The sequence below is a fragment of the Pandoraea sp. NPDC090278 genome (assembly GCF_044772185.1).
Classification (GTDB): domain Bacteria; phylum Pseudomonadota; class Gammaproteobacteria; order Burkholderiales; family Burkholderiaceae; genus Pandoraea.
Window position 1 is genome coordinate 42,984 of record NZ_JBIVYJ010000007.1, and the last position, 13,324, is coordinate 56,307.

The following is a 13,324-nucleotide window of genomic DNA, read 5'->3' on the forward strand; positions in this document are numbered from 1 at the left end:
GATTACGTCTCCGCTTTGGAGGCCGGACTGCCGTTGCCCTGAGGCTTGGCGTCAGTGGACTTGGCGGTGTCTTCGCCAGCGTTCTTCACGTCTTTGGCATCTTTGGCGTCATTGCCTGCAACCTTGGTCTTGACCTTCATGCCGTCGGAGAACTGCGTCAGGTTCTGAACGATGACCTGCTCGCCGCCCTTGAGACCGTCCGTCACCAGCCAGTCATGACCTTCGATGGCGTCGGCGTGGACCTTGCGGTCGTGCACTTTGCCGTCGGCGCCGACCACACGGACGATGGCGCCCGCCGTCGTGCGCGTGAGCGCTTCGCGCGGCACTCGCACCACGTTCGGATTCACCGCACCCTGCATGCGCACTTGTACAAACGCGCCGGGGAGCAGCACGCCGTCCGGGTTCGGCAGCAAGGCGCGCATGGCGATGGTGTCCGTACCGGGGTCGACCGCCAGGTCCGTGAAGAGCAGTTTGCCGGGCAAGGTGTACTCGCGCCCGTCCGGCAGTGTGACGTGCACCTGCGGCGCGGCCGCCTCGTTGCCATGCTCCAGCTTGCCTGCCCGCAGGTCGCGCGTCATGGCGTAGACCTGTGCGGCGGGCTGCGAGAAGTTCACGTAGATCGGATCGATCTGCTCCACCCGCGTGAGCAGTGTGGGCGAGTCGAGGCCGACCAGCGCGCCTTCGGTGACTTCGGCACGACGCACGCGTCCCGCGATAGGCGAGACGACGCTTGTGTAACCGAGGTTGAGTTCCGCTTTGCGCACTTCGGCGCGGGCGGCCAGCACTTCGGCACGCGTACGCGCTTCGGCGGCACGGGACTCGGCGTCTTCACGGGCGCTGATGGCACGCTCCTCAAGCAGGCCACGATAGCGCTCGATCTTGTCTTTCGCGGAATCGTGTTCGGCTTGCGCCTTGGCGAGCGCACCACGCGCGGCGTCGAGCGCAGCGGACAGCGGCTGCGGGTCGATGCGGAACAGCACATCGCCCTTGGCGACCTTCTGGCCTTCCTGGTATTTACGCTCCATGACGACGCCGCCCGCACGGGCGCGCACGTCGGCACTGCGGTAGGCCTCGAGACGGCCGGGCTGCTCGGTCGTGAGCGGCTCGGCACGACGCTCGACCGTGCGCACGACGGCCTCCGGTGTGGCGTCGGCTTCTTCCTTTTTGTCGCGGCCAGAGCACGCGGCGAGAAGCAGCACGCTGGCGATCAGGGTGGCGGAGACACCCGTCAGGACTCCGAAACGGGTACGGAGAGTTCGGTTATCGATTTTCGATGACATGTAAGCACGTTGGATTTACGACATCCGGTCAAGGGTGTCGCAACCGCGTTCGGTGCGCGGCGTCGAGCGACGGGCTGGCTGCAAGTGAGCCAGCGATGGGGGAGGACCGGGGGCCCCGCATCGCTCCGGAGACACCATGGACGGCAGGTACGCGTTGCGCGAAGGAGGTCTATTGCCCGAGACCACCGGACCGGGGGATCCGGTCGTCTGCCGCCAAGCCTATGTTGGCATTTCAATCTGGCGTTTCATATTGGAGCTGCGCGATTCTGCCGCGAAATTGTTGTTAGAAAAAGTTGGAACCTATCTATAAAATGAATGGATGAACTGGACAATTGAACAATTGCGCTACTTTGTGGCGGCAGCGGAGGACGGCTCGATATCCGCTGCCGCCCGTCGCATGGGGAAAGCCCAGTCGGCGGTGAGCACGGCGATTTCGCTGCTCGAAGCGGATTTGGGATTTGAACTATTCGACCGCAGCCGCCGAAATGCGCGCCTCACCGATCAGGGCGAGGTGATGCTGCTCGAAGCCAAGGAATTGTTGCGGCAGGCCGAGGGGTTGAACCATCGGGCGAACGCGCTGGCGTTCGGCGAGCAGCCGCAGTTGTCGCTGGCGCTGGACGAGGCGCTGCCGTATCAGGCCGTCAGCGAACTGGTGCGCGATCTCGCCTATCAGTTCGCCTATCTCGAACTGACGCTGCTCAACGGCACCTCGACGGAAGTCACGGAATACGTGGAAAAGCAGCGCGCGGATATCGGCTTTCACGTCGACCGTGGGGCGATCCCGTCGGCGCTCGGCCACAAGTACATCGGCTCAGCTGTGCAAGGCGTGTTCGTCGCTGGGGACCATCCGCTGGCCTATCGGGATCAGGTCACGCGCGGCGATCTCGCGAAATATCGTCAGCTTCTGTTGCAAATGGACGACATCACACCGTTGCAACTGAGCCCGTCGATCTGGCGTGCGGACAGCTCGTACGTCATCGCCAGCATGGTCGTGGACAAGTTGGGTTGGGCAGTGCTGCCCATCGATATTGCGGCATACGAAGATCTTCACGAACTTCGTTGCGACGATCTCGGTCTTCCGCAGTTGCCGGTGCGCATGCTGTGGCGGTTCGGTCGCGAACCCAACGACGTGATGCGCTGGTGCGAAGCACGTTTTGCCGAATTGCTGCGTGCGAGTGCGCCACAAGCGTGAGTTTGCGCGGCAAGCAAAGCACGGCGCAGAGAATCACCGATTGCCACACCGCGCACACATAGCACCGTTAGTCTAGGAGACGGTCATGGACCTGGGCGTCGCAGACGCCCTCAAGGAGAGCCAGCAATGGCGAAGCCCTCGAAAACAGCGTTGTTCAATGCAGCACGGAAGTGGGATTGCGGCACGGTTGAGCGATTGCTGAGCGACGCTCCCGACCTCGTTGGCGCCATGGATCCGAAGCACCGGACGGCGCTACATCTGGCCTGTTCTATCCGTCCCTCGGAGACGGCAGGACTGGCCGAGCCGAACGGCCTGAAGACAGTCGAGACGTTGCTGGACGCGGGCGCGGTACTGGAGCAAGTCGTCCCGATGGATGAGGACGAGGGCGATTTTCAGGCGACAGCCCTCTGGTACGCCGTGGCGCGCGGGGAAAACCGTTCGCTCGTGGAATTCTTGCTGCGTCGTGGTGCGAACCCGAGCTATTCGCTCTGGGCCGCCGTCTGGCGCGACGACGACGCCATGTGTCGCGCCCTCCTCGCCCACCGTCCGTTGCTCAACCTGCGCGCCCACGGCGAGACGCCGATGTTCTACGCCGCACGGCTGCAACGACTCGCCACGCTGCGTCTGCTGATCGATGCGGGTGCCGACCCTGCGATTGCCGACGACCGTGGCCGAGATTGTGTGGACATCGCCCGCGAACGGAAGCTGCCGAGCGATATCGTGGAGATGTTGGTGGCGCTGACGGCGCGCGGGCCTCGCGCAGAGGACTGACGAAGCCTAGCGAGGCGACTTGCGCTGACGTGCCAGAAAGCGATCTAGCTCACCGGCAAACACCTTGCTGTCACGCGGACTGAACGGGGCGGGACCGCCGGTCTCGATCCCGGCGGCGCGCAACTGATCCATCATGTCGCGCACGGACAGACGCTCCTTGATGTTCTCCGACGTGAACCAGCTTCCACGCGGGTCGAGCGCACGCCCACCCTTCTCGATGACCGCCGCCGCGAGCGGAATGTCGGCGGTAATCACCAGATCCCCGGCTTCGACCATCTCGACGACACGCGCGTCCGCCACGTCGAACCCCGACGGCACCTGAATCGATCTGACGAACGGCGACGGCGGCGTGCGCAGGAACTGGTTCGCCACCAGCGTCACCATCATTTCTTCACGCTTGGCCGCACGGAACAGGATGTCCTTGATGACTGCGGGGCAGGCGTCAGCGTCGACGAGGACTTGCATTTCAGGACTTTTTCGGGAGAGAGGCCGTCATGATACGGCAAGGCGCGAACGGTGCCGTTGCGACGAGTGCTAGACTCGGGCGCGACGCAGATTCTTGACACTAGTTCGCAGTGCGAATTCGTCGCCCCCAAAAAAGATTGTCGACATCATCTTAGCGAGAGACTCATGTCACTGAACGTTACGTGCTTGTGCGGAAATATGACCCTGAATTTGCACGGAAGTCCCGCTGCGCGCGCGAACTGTCACTGTTCGTCATGCAGGGACTTTTACGGCACGTCGGTCTTTTCCGCGACGGCGTGGGCGTCTGAAGCCGTCACGGTTGGCGAGCGCGTCGGACACACGTTCAAACACCCGGAAAAGCAGATGACGAAAACGTTCTGCGACGTCTGCGGCGAAGTCGTCTTCGGCACCAATCGTCTTGGCATGCGGGTGGTGCCGAACGCCCTCACCGCCCGCGCGACCGGCGGAAAACTCGACGCCGCACTCGCGCCGACGATGCACCTGTTCTACCGGGAACGCGTGGTGGATGTCGTCGACGACTTGCCGAAGTACCTCGACGGTTGGGACGGCCCGACTTACGTGTCGGCGTAAGCCCCCAGACGACGGCACCACGCGTAGCCGTCAGCGCGGTGACGGTCACCAACTACCGCGCTCAGTCGCGGGCAAACGAAACCACAGTGGCATCCAGTCCCGCCTGCGCGCCTGCGGCGTCGATCGCGGCTTCGATGGCGTCGAACACGAAGGTTTTGACGCTGATCGTCTCAAGGGAAAGCTGGTTCGCGCGAACCATGGCCACCAGTGCGCGATAGTCGGACGGCGCGTACATGAAGTGGCCCATCACCTCCCAGCTGTTGCGCAACATCTCGCCATAGGGCAGCGGCAGGGGCACGTTCATGCTGCCCATCAGCACCATGCGTCCACGGCGTTTGAGGCTTCGCAGCGCGGCCAGCGTACTGGACGGGTCCGTCGCCTGCCCCACCATGTCGAACGCCAGATCGACGCCCGAGGGCGCAACCGACCGGATGGCCGCGGCATCACGCACCGCGTCGCCGGACAAGACCACCGGGCGCACCCGTTCGCCGCCGAGTCGGGCGAGCGATTCAAGCGGCTCGATGCGGCGTCCCAGCGCGATGACGCTCGACGCCCCCATCGCCAGCGCAGCCAGTACGGCGGCCGAACCGAAGGCCCCCGTCGCGCCGTTCACGACGACCGTCTCACCCGCCACCAGACGCCCGCGACGTAAGCCGCCCATCGGCACAGCAAATTTGGAAAGCGTGGCCAGCCGTTCCGACGGGACATGTTCCAGCCCCTCCAGACTCACCAGCGCCGACGCAGGAAACTCGGCAATCTCACGCAACGTGCCATGCGGGAAGTCTTGCAGCAGCGGCGCGCTGTCGTCGCTGATGCCCGTCAGTCCGATCAGGACCTCCGCAGGCGAGTCGACGTTTTCGGTGCTCGTCAGATACGGATTGACCGCCACACGCTGACCGGCGCGGAAGTGATGCACGCCAGCCCCCGTTGCCACGATAGTGCCGACGCCGTTCGTCCCCGGTGTAAACGGCCCTTCCGGGTACTGATACGGCAACTCGCCGTTCAGATAGGCGCGTGTATAGCTGAGCAGCGGGACCGCTTCCATGCGCACGAGCACGGCACCGGGCCGCACGTCCGGGGTATCGACGTCGCGCAGTACGAGGGGTTGTCCGATACGTTCGAGAATCCAGGCTTTCATGATCGACACTCCGGGTTGAGATGACATGCCTTGCACTCTAGGCGCTGCGGACGTATGTTTGAAATAGATAACAAACATACGAGGCATAACCGTGGTCGATTTCAAGGGAATAGATCTGAATCTGCTGGTGACGCTGGACGCACTGCTCGCAGACCGGAACGTCACGCACGCGGCGGAGCGGCTCGGACTGTCGCAGCCCGCCGTGTCGGCCCAGCTGGCGCGACTACGGCGCCTGTTCGGTGATCCGCTGCTGATCCCGGCCGATACCGGACGCGGCATGATCGCCACGGCCCGCGCCTTGACGCTGCTCACGCCGCTACGCGCAGCGTTAAGCGATCTGGCGACGGTCGTGCATCAGTCGCCGACGTTCGATCCGATGTCCGATGCGCGCCGCTTCGTCATCGCTGCAAGCGATAACGCGACGTCAACGATCGGCATGGCGTTGCTGGAGGCACTGCCCTCCGTGACGGGAAAAGGGGTGCAGATTGCCTTCGTCCACGCACGTGCGACGGACATCGCTGCACAGCTCGAATCCGGCGAAGTCGATTTGCTGATCGGCTCCGAGCGCATGGTGCCGCCGACCATGCGCGCACGAAAGCTCGTGGATGAGACGTTCGTGATGGCCCAGCGCAAGTCGCACCCTCGTGGCACTCGCAAGCTCACGCTGAGTGCCTACTGCGCACTGCGGCACGTGCTCGTCTCGACGAGCGGCGGCAGTTTCACGGGCTTCGTGGACGAACACCTCCAGTCGCTCGGACGCTCACGCGACGTCGCGGTCTCGGTTCAGACGTTCACGGTGGTACCGGACTTGCTGTGCCACAGCGACTACGTCTGCACGATGCCAGCACGACTGGTGTCCCGATACGCCGACCGTCTGGACGCCTTCGCTCTCCCCTTCCCCCTCCCCGGCTTCTCGCTGAGCGCGGCATGGCACCCACGTAATCACAACGATCCCGGCATGGTGTGGCTACGAGAGAGGCTAGGTGAAGCGGCCGGGGTTTCGAGAGAAGTGGTGATGCGTGGTGGGCCCGTCAGACCTTAAGGCAGTCCTCCGCGCGCCAGCCGTGCAACCAGTCCAGCGCATCGTAAAAGCCTTCGTCGGTGCGCCCCGTCCACAGCGAATTGCGCACCAGCCGCTCGACGCCTTGGGCGTGATAGATCCGGCCCATCTCGCGCGCCGAATACAACACACGTGCGGTGCGGGGAATCCGGGCGGTCTCGTAACGCTGGAACGCACGCTCGAAATCGCCGTCGCTGGCGGCAACGGCTGCGCCCAGCGTCACAGCGTCTTCCAGCGCCTGACACGCCCCCTGCGCGACGTATTGCGTCATCGGATGCGCGGCGTCGCCCAGCAACGTCGCACGTCCGAAGCTCCAGCGCTCGACCGGATCGCGATCGGCCGTCGCCCATCGCTTCCATGAGGTCGGACGATCGAGCATCTGACGCGGCAGCGCATGGATGCCCTCGAAGTACGAAAGCACCTCCGCTTTGCTACCCTCACGCACGCCCCATTCCTCCTGCTCGCGGCTGTGGAACGTCACAACGAGGTTGTACTGCAGCCCGCCGCGCAACGGATAGTGAACGAGGTGACAATGTGGCCCCGCCCAGACGACCGGCGCGTTGATCTGCAAGTCCGTCGGCATGTTCTCGACGTCGACGACAGCGCGATAGACGACGTGCCCCGTTACCCGCACGTCGTCGCCGATCAGCACCTCACGGACAGTCGACTTCACGCCATCGCAGCCGATCACGGCATCGGCGCGATATCGCTCGCCATGTTGATCGGTCACCGTCACCCCGCTGGCGTCTTGTTCCAGTCCACATACGTGCGTATTCGTGTGGAACCGAATCAGCGGATCGTCCTGCACGGCTTCGAGAATGGAGAGATGAATGTCGGCACGATGGATCACCGCGTACGGATTGCCGAAGCGCACGCGATACGGCGCACCGACGTTGATGCGCACAACTTCCTTCGCGTCGATGGCATCGAACATCGTCATGTGGTCCGTGAACACGGCTCGTCGGCGCGCCGCTTCGCCGACGCCAAGCGCATCGAGCGCATTGAACGCGTTCGCCGCGAGCTGAATCCCGGCACCGATTTCCTTGATCTCTGCCGCCTGCTCCAGCAACTGCACCCGAATCCCCTGACGCGCGAGCGCCAGCGCGGCCGCGAGCCCGCCGATGCCACCGCCCACGATCAGCACACGCCGTCCTTTGTCCTTTTCCGTCATCGTTGCCTCCTGCTTAGAAACTTGTCTTCATGCCTGCCATGACGCCGAGCTGGGTCGCGCCTTGTGGCGGCGTCGTTCCGCCGCCGCCCACGCTCACTGTGTAGCTGGCGTTCGCACTGTTGATCAGATAGCCGCTTTGCAAATAGACCGCCGTGCGCTTCGAGAGCGAATACGTCCCGCGCAACACCGCCAGCGTCGCGCGCGTGTTCTGATGCGTATTGATGATCCTGACGAGCTGCCCGTCGACCTGAAAGGCGGGCGTGAAGGTGTAGCTCGCGTTCGCAAAGAACATGTCGTAGCGTCCTTCCGGCGCGCCGCCCTCGGTCGTCACGTAGCGCCCGATCCATCCGCCGCCGACCTTCAGCGCGCCCCACGTGGCGTAGCCGTTCACGGTGGTGTGCACGTCCTTGTCCATCTGGCCGGTCAGAGGCGTCGAAGGCGTCCCGTCGAAGTAGCTGACGGCAGCGCCCGGACCGCCATGCTGGACGTCGTAGGCGAACGCCAGACCGAAGTGTGCAGCGTCGTACTTGAGCATCGCCGTCCACTGACTGCACGTCGACGTATGGCCCGGGATACTGCCGAAGCAGGTGCCTTGCCCCGGCGTGTTGCCGGTGCCCCCGGCGTCGCGCCCGAGGGAATACGTCGCACCGACGGTCAGCCCGCGAAACGTGCCCTTGTAAGCGACCGTGTTGTCGCTGCGCGCCACGGCAAGGTACGGATCGAGTGAGCTGATGCTGTAGATGTTGGGGCCGAGCAGGTTCGCGTCTGCCAGCGCCCAGGTCGTCATGTTGTACTGACGGCCGAACGACACCAGGCCATAATCCGACTGCAAGCCCACGAAAGCCTGACGTCCGAACAATCGGCCGCCCTGCCCCAACGTGCCGTTGTTCGGGTTGAAGCCACTTTCGAGCGTGAAGACTGCGCTGAGGTTGCCGCCCAGATCCTCAACGCCGCGAATCCCCCATCGCGATGGCACTTCCCCCGTCAGGCTGGGTACACGGAACAGTCCGCCGCTCATCGACGCGTGTGAAACGTACTCGATGCCCGTGTCAAAAACGCCGTAGAGATTCATGTAGCTGGTGGCGTGAGCACCGCAACTCCATAGCAGTGCGCCGCCGAGCGCGCCCCGCAACATCTGCTGATGACTCTTCGAGATCATGGTTGTCTCCAAACCGAATTTATCTTTGTTATTGCGTTGTTATGTGTGTGGCTCGGCGGATCGAAAGACGAGCGCCGACCTCCGGGCAGGCGTGTCGATACCTCCGCACCTTTGCCGGAATGCTCTTGTCGAGGTCCCGTGGGACGCCGACGGTCTCCTTTTAGAAAGCGCGCTGCCGGATGTTCGCGTCGTCGCTCAGACGACTTGATTCGATAGCAGCGTGCGACTCACGGGGAAGCGAGGACGCAGCGCGTCGTCGTCAACCTTCCGCGCTGGCGTCGACCGACGTTTGTTTGCCGATGGGCGGCGGGGCCTGAACGGACGGCTCGGCGGCCTTGAAGAGGTCGGCCCGTACGCCTGTGCGCGGCGGGTAAATGCGCTCGCAGTTGATGACCTGTTTGACTTTTTTAGCGAGCTGTCCCTGCGCCGCTAGCTTGCGGTCCCAGCCTTCGGTGTAGACCGCCCCCCACGGGCCGAGATCGACAATCGTCGTGTACCAGTCGATGTCGAGCGGCAGCATCGGCAGGCCGAGCAAGTCGGCGGCCACGTTGTGTCCCGCGAAGCGCCCCATCGGGCGTCCGTGCTGGCACGACATGACGGACGCGTGCTTGCCGTCCTCGAAGAGCGCACGCGCTACGTCACCCGCGGCGAAGACGTTCGCGACACCGTCGACCTGCATGTTCTTGTCGACAGGCAAACGGCCCAACGCGTCGCGCTCGACCGGGAAACATTCCGCCAACGGACTCGCACGCATGCCACCGCACCAGACCACCGTAGCCGCCTCGATATGCGTGCCATCGGCCAGCGTGATGCCGGTGCTGTCCACGCGTTTGATATCGACGCCGGGCATCATCTCCACGCCCATCTCGGTCATCGCCTGTTCGATGACAGGCTGCGCGCCGCCCATGGCCGATGCGATCAGCGAGGTCCGGTCGACGAGGATCACGCGCGATGCCTGCTGATCCGCGTGCCCACCCTGCGCTGCGACGAGCGCGCGCAGGCGGCTCGGCAGTTCGGCCGCGAGCTCGACACCAGTCAGCCCCGCGCCGATCACAATCACGGTTCGCTTGCCAGCGCCGTCCTCCCTCACGACGGTCGCCAGATGTTGCTCCAGCCGCCGCGCGCCCTCGTACGTATCCACATCGAAAGCATGCACCGCCAGACCTTCGACGGGCGCATAGGCCAAGTGGCTGCCCGACGCAAGCACAAGCTTGTCGTAGGCGACGGACGTCGCTTTGCCGTCGGTATCGATCGTCACCGTTCTGGCGGCGGCATCGATGTGCGTTGCGCTTCCCCGAATCCAGCGCACACCAGCAGGTTCCAGCACGTCGACCAGCGGGACGAGCGTGGCATCGAGGTCGTCCTCGTAATTGCGCACGCGGATGCTGTGATGCGCCGTGGGATTCACCAGCACCACTTCGACATCCGACGTCGCCTGCGCTTCATCGAGTTTGCGTGCCGCGCCCAACGCGCTCCAAAGCCCGGCAAATCCCCCACCGACAATCAAAATACGCTTCATGATCATTCCTGAATAAAAGAGCTCAAGGCATTCATGCGTTCGGCAATCGGACCGGTCGCATCAATCGATCTTGTTGTGGCGCGTCTCAGTCATGAACAACGCGCCGACGATAAACGAGAGCGCCGCGACACCGACCGGATACCACAGCCCGCCATAGACATTCCCCAACGAGAGGTTCATCGCCGAGACAACGAACGGGAGCATGCCGCCGAACCAGCCGGACCCGATGTGATACGGCAACGAGAGCGACGTGTAGCGAACGTTCGCAGGAAACAGTTCCACCATGAACGCCACAATCGGGCCGTACACCATGGCCAGCAGCACGATGAGGTACCAGAGAATCAGGAACACCATCGGCTTGTTGATCTGCCGGTCGTCTGCGTGCGCCCGCCATCCGGCGCTTTCCAGTGCGGATTTAAGCGCCGGCACGTCGAAATTGTCGATACGTTGCGACCCGATGCGGGTGACGACGCTGTCGCTCGTGGCCGGTGTCATCGTGTACGACACCCCGGAGGCGCTCAGAAAATCGCGCACCTTGTCGCAGTCGGACCCAGGCGCGGAGAACAGATGGAACTTGCAGTTATTGGCGGAGACTTCGACCGTCGTGTTCGCGAGGAACGTTTCCAGACCCGGATTGGCGAAATGAGTCAGCCCCTTGAACGCCGGTTGAATGGTCAGCGCCGCCGCGAGACACGCCAGCACCATGACCCATTTGCGTCCGAACCGGTCCGACATCCAGCCGGAAACGAAGTAGAAAGGCGCCGCCGCCAGCAACGACATCACCATCAGCAGATTCGTCGTCTCCGGATCGACCTTGAGGACGGTGCCGACGAAGTAGAACGAGTAGAAATGCGCTGTGCCATACAGCACGCCAACACCCGAGGCCGCGCTGAACAGCAGCACAAACACGTTCTTCAGATTCTTGCGGTCAAGAAAGCTTGCCGCGATGGGATTGCGCGCCAGCTTGCCCTCGGCTTTGTACTGTTCGAAGACAGGCGACTCCCCAAGTCCCGCACGCAGCTTGATCGCGATGAACAGCAGGATCAGCGAGACGAGGAAAGGCACGCGCCATCCCCAGGTTTCGAACGCTGCCGTGCTCATGCACGCACGCGTCACGGTCACTACGGCAATCGACAGCACCAGACCGCCGGTCGCGGTCACTTGCAGGAAGCTGCTCATGAAGCCGCGACGCCGCTGATCCGCATGTTCCGTCAGATAGGTCGCTGCGCCCCCGACCTCACCGCCGAGCGCAAGGCCCTGAAGCAGTCGCAGCACGACGAGGAGCGTCGGCGCAAGAATGCCGATGTGGGCATAGGTCGGCAACAACCCGATACCCAGCGTTGCGCCGCCGATCAGCACGATGGTCATGCCGAAGGTGCGTTTGCGTCCGACACGGTCGCCGATGTATCCGAAGACAATCGCGCCGATAGGTCGCAGCACAAAGGCGGCCCCGAACACTGCCAGACTCGACAATGCCGCTGCCGTCGGATTGCCCGGCGGGAAAAACAGATGGGCGAAGGTGCTGGCGAGTGCGGCGTAGATATACAGGTCGTACCATTCGAGCAGCGCGCCGAAGGACGACGCCAGCACCACACGCGTGCCCTTCACCGCATGCGCTCGCGGGCGTGGGCAGTGACTTTCCTGCTTCCGGGTTAGCGAAGTTTCCAATTGCATGTCTCCTGATTATTCAGTATTTGAATTATTTAATGACGGCTATCGGTGCCGTTTCCGGGACGATTGACCTCATGGGAGGTCATCGACCGCGTGGATATGCATGTATTGGGCTACGGTAGACGCTGACCGACGTAAGGTCCATAAATCGGATTCAATACGTTCTATTACGAAACCTAATAAAGGCCGCCCGGCTTGGCCTGACGTGGATTCGACGGGATTCGACGTGGTCCGGCCGGTGCATGGCAACGGCGAAAATCCGGGCGATATGACATCCTCGCTTTCCTCAGGAAATGGAATCGAGCGCCGGGGGACGTCAATGCCGGAAGCCAAACGATGGGGTGTGGCATGAATGAATTCGATCTGAAGTTGCTTCAGATCTTTGCCGAGATCTACGCCACGGGAAGCGTGTCCCGTGCAGCGGAAAAACTCGAATTGAGTCAGCCAACGCTGAGTGTGGGGCTTGCCAAATTGCGAACGCGATTCAACGATCCACTGTTCGTGCGGATCGGTGGCGGGATGCGGCCGACGCCGCATGCGGAAGCGCTTATTACGCAGATACGCGAGCTGTTACGCCTGTTGCAGCACACGTTGTCGCTTCAGGCCGTGTTCGATCCGCTGTCGTCGCAACGCGTATTTAACATCGCGATGACGGACATCAGTCAGGTCGTGTTGCTGCCGCAAATTCTCGCGAAAGTGCGCGCCGAGGCCCCGAACGTGCGCATCGAGACGACGCATATCTCCACGGAAACCGCGGCTCAACTGGAGAGCGGCGAAGTCGATCTGATCATCGGTTACATGCCGCAAATCGAAGCGGGCTTCTATCAACAGAAGCTGTTCGACGACCATGTGGTTTGCCTGCTGCGCGACAACCATCCGAGGATCGACTCGCGTCTGACGCTCAAGCGCTATCTGACCGAAGCTCATCTGGAAGTGAAGGTCGCAGGCAGCGGCTTTGCTGCCGTCATTCGAATGCTTGAGACGGAAGCGCCGCTGCGCCGGGTCCATTTGCGTATTCCGAGCTATCTCGGGATCGGTGAGATTCTGACGAGCAGCGACTTGCTGGCCACCGTCCCGCGATTGCTCGCCGACGTGCTGCAGCGGCGCAATGCACTTCGCGTGCTGCCGATGCCGGTGAGCCTGCCCTCCTTCACGATCATGCAGTACTGGCACGCCCGCTTTCACCAGAACCCTGCCTGTCGATGGATACGGCAGAGCGTCGCGGAGTTGTTTGGGCAGCAACCTGTCGCGTAGTCTCGGACAGATGCCCGGTCAGCCCCATGAAAGCAGCCGACCGGACGTCGTGC

General features: G+C 63.0%; 12 protein-coding genes. 5 read left to right on the forward strand and 7 right to left on the reverse strand.

Features of this window, described 5'->3' with window-relative positions:
* Positions 1 to 2: 2 nt before the first annotated feature.
* On the reverse strand, positions 3 to 1,280 hold the full coding sequence (locus ACIQWO_RS23145; RefSeq protein ID WP_402829282.1) for an efflux RND transporter periplasmic adaptor subunit: 1,278 nt from the start codon (positions 1,278 to 1,280) through the stop codon (positions 3 to 5).
* Between the two features lie 319 nt (positions 1,281 to 1,599).
* On the opposite strand from ACIQWO_RS23145, the gene ACIQWO_RS23150 reads away from it, so the two are divergent.
* Positions 1,600 to 2,472, forward strand: a complete 873-nt coding sequence (locus ACIQWO_RS23150) for a LysR family transcriptional regulator (RefSeq protein ID WP_402829284.1) — start codon at positions 1,600 to 1,602, stop codon at positions 2,470 to 2,472.
* Between the two features lie 126 nt (positions 2,473 to 2,598).
* Positions 2,599 to 3,243: an ankyrin repeat domain-containing protein gene (locus ACIQWO_RS23155; RefSeq protein WP_402829286.1), complete on the forward strand. Its 645-nt coding sequence runs from the start codon at positions 2,599 to 2,601 to the stop codon at positions 3,241 to 3,243.
* 6 nt (positions 3,244 to 3,249) lie between these two features.
* Here ACIQWO_RS23155 and ACIQWO_RS23160 read toward each other — a convergent pair whose 3' ends face one another.
* On the reverse strand, positions 3,250 to 3,708 hold the full coding sequence (locus tag ACIQWO_RS23160; RefSeq protein ID WP_402829288.1) for a YaiI/YqxD family protein: 459 nt from the start codon (positions 3,706 to 3,708) through the stop codon (positions 3,250 to 3,252).
* 165 nt (positions 3,709 to 3,873) lie between these two features.
* Here ACIQWO_RS23160 and ACIQWO_RS23165 point away from each other — a divergent pair, with 165 nt between their 5' ends.
* A complete protein-coding gene (locus tag ACIQWO_RS23165) occupies positions 3,874 to 4,299 on the forward strand; it encodes a GFA family protein (protein ID WP_402829290.1) in 426 nt (141 codons plus the stop codon).
* A gap of 61 nt (positions 4,300 to 4,360) precedes the next feature.
* Here the strand turns inward: ACIQWO_RS23165 and ACIQWO_RS23170 are convergent, their stop codons facing one another.
* A complete protein-coding gene (locus ACIQWO_RS23170) occupies positions 4,361 to 5,437 on the reverse strand; it encodes a zinc-binding dehydrogenase (protein ID WP_402829292.1) in 1,077 nt (358 codons plus the stop codon).
* A 91-nt stretch (positions 5,438 to 5,528) separates the two neighbouring features.
* Between ACIQWO_RS23170 and ACIQWO_RS23175 the strand changes: the two genes are divergently transcribed.
* Positions 5,529 to 6,479 carry a LysR family transcriptional regulator gene (locus ACIQWO_RS23175; protein ID WP_402829294.1) on the forward strand — a complete coding sequence of 317 codons (951 nt, stop codon included), beginning with the start codon at positions 5,529 to 5,531 and terminating at the stop codon, positions 6,477 to 6,479.
* On the opposite strand, the gene ACIQWO_RS23180 is transcribed toward ACIQWO_RS23175, so the two are convergent.
* The 4 genes from ACIQWO_RS23180 to ACIQWO_RS23195 form a co-directional block, all read right to left on the reverse strand.
* Complete coding sequence (locus tag ACIQWO_RS23180; RefSeq protein WP_402829296.1) at positions 6,469 to 7,668, reverse strand: 3-hydroxybenzoate 6-monooxygenase; 1,200 nt, start codon at positions 7,666 to 7,668, stop codon at positions 6,469 to 6,471. The two genes, ACIQWO_RS23175 and ACIQWO_RS23180, sit on opposite strands and share 11 nt — an antisense overlap.
* Positions 7,669 to 7,681: 13 nt before the next feature.
* Positions 7,682 to 8,827, reverse strand: a complete 1,146-nt coding sequence (locus ACIQWO_RS23185) for a porin (RefSeq protein WP_402829298.1) — start codon at positions 8,825 to 8,827, stop codon at positions 7,682 to 7,684.
* Between the two features lie 259 nt (positions 8,828 to 9,086).
* Entirely contained in the window at positions 9,087 to 10,346 is a 1,260-nt protein-coding gene (locus tag ACIQWO_RS23190) for an NAD(P)/FAD-dependent oxidoreductase (protein ID WP_402829300.1), read from the reverse strand.
* A gap of 60 nt (positions 10,347 to 10,406) precedes the next feature.
* Positions 10,407 to 12,014, reverse strand: coding sequence for an MFS transporter (locus ACIQWO_RS23195; RefSeq protein ID WP_402829302.1), 1,608 nt, complete (start codon positions 12,012 to 12,014; stop codon positions 10,407 to 10,409).
* Between the two features lie 351 nt (positions 12,015 to 12,365).
* On the opposite strand from ACIQWO_RS23195, the gene ACIQWO_RS23200 reads away from it, so the two are divergent.
* Positions 12,366 to 13,271, forward strand: coding sequence for a LysR substrate-binding domain-containing protein (locus ACIQWO_RS23200; RefSeq protein WP_402829304.1), 906 nt, complete (start codon positions 12,366 to 12,368; stop codon positions 13,269 to 13,271).
* The last annotated feature ends 53 nt before the right edge of the window (positions 13,272 to 13,324 follow it).

Excerpts from the sequence above, each read along its gene's own strand:
- ACIQWO_RS23145 (WP_402829282.1), bottom strand. The coding sequence starts at position 1,280 with ATGTCATCGAAAATCGATAACCGAACTCTCCGTACCCGTTTCGGAGTC.
- ACIQWO_RS23150 (WP_402829284.1), top strand. The coding sequence starts at position 1,600 with ATGAACTGGACAATTGAACAATTGCGCTACTTTGTGGCGGCAGCGGAG.
- ACIQWO_RS23155 (WP_402829286.1), top strand. The coding sequence starts at position 2,599 with ATGGCGAAGCCCTCGAAAACAGCGTTGTTCAATGCAGCACGGAAGTGG.
- ACIQWO_RS23160 (WP_402829288.1), bottom strand. The coding sequence starts at position 3,708 with ATGCAAGTCCTCGTCGACGCTGACGCCTGCCCCGCAGTCATCAAGGAC.
- ACIQWO_RS23165 (WP_402829290.1), top strand. The coding sequence starts at position 3,874 with ATGTCACTGAACGTTACGTGCTTGTGCGGAAATATGACCCTGAATTTG.
- ACIQWO_RS23170 (WP_402829292.1), bottom strand. The coding sequence starts at position 5,437 with ATGAAAGCCTGGATTCTCGAACGTATCGGACAACCCCTCGTACTGCGC.
- ACIQWO_RS23180 (WP_402829296.1), bottom strand. The coding sequence starts at position 7,668 with ATGACGGAAAAGGACAAAGGACGGCGTGTGCTGATCGTGGGCGGTGGC.
- ACIQWO_RS23185 (WP_402829298.1), bottom strand. The coding sequence starts at position 8,827 with ATGATCTCGAAGAGTCATCAGCAGATGTTGCGGGGCGCGCTCGGCGGC.
- ACIQWO_RS23190 (WP_402829300.1), bottom strand. The coding sequence starts at position 10,346 with ATGAAGCGTATTTTGATTGTCGGTGGGGGATTTGCCGGGCTTTGGAGC.
- ACIQWO_RS23200 (WP_402829304.1), top strand. The coding sequence starts at position 12,366 with ATGAATGAATTCGATCTGAAGTTGCTTCAGATCTTTGCCGAGATCTAC.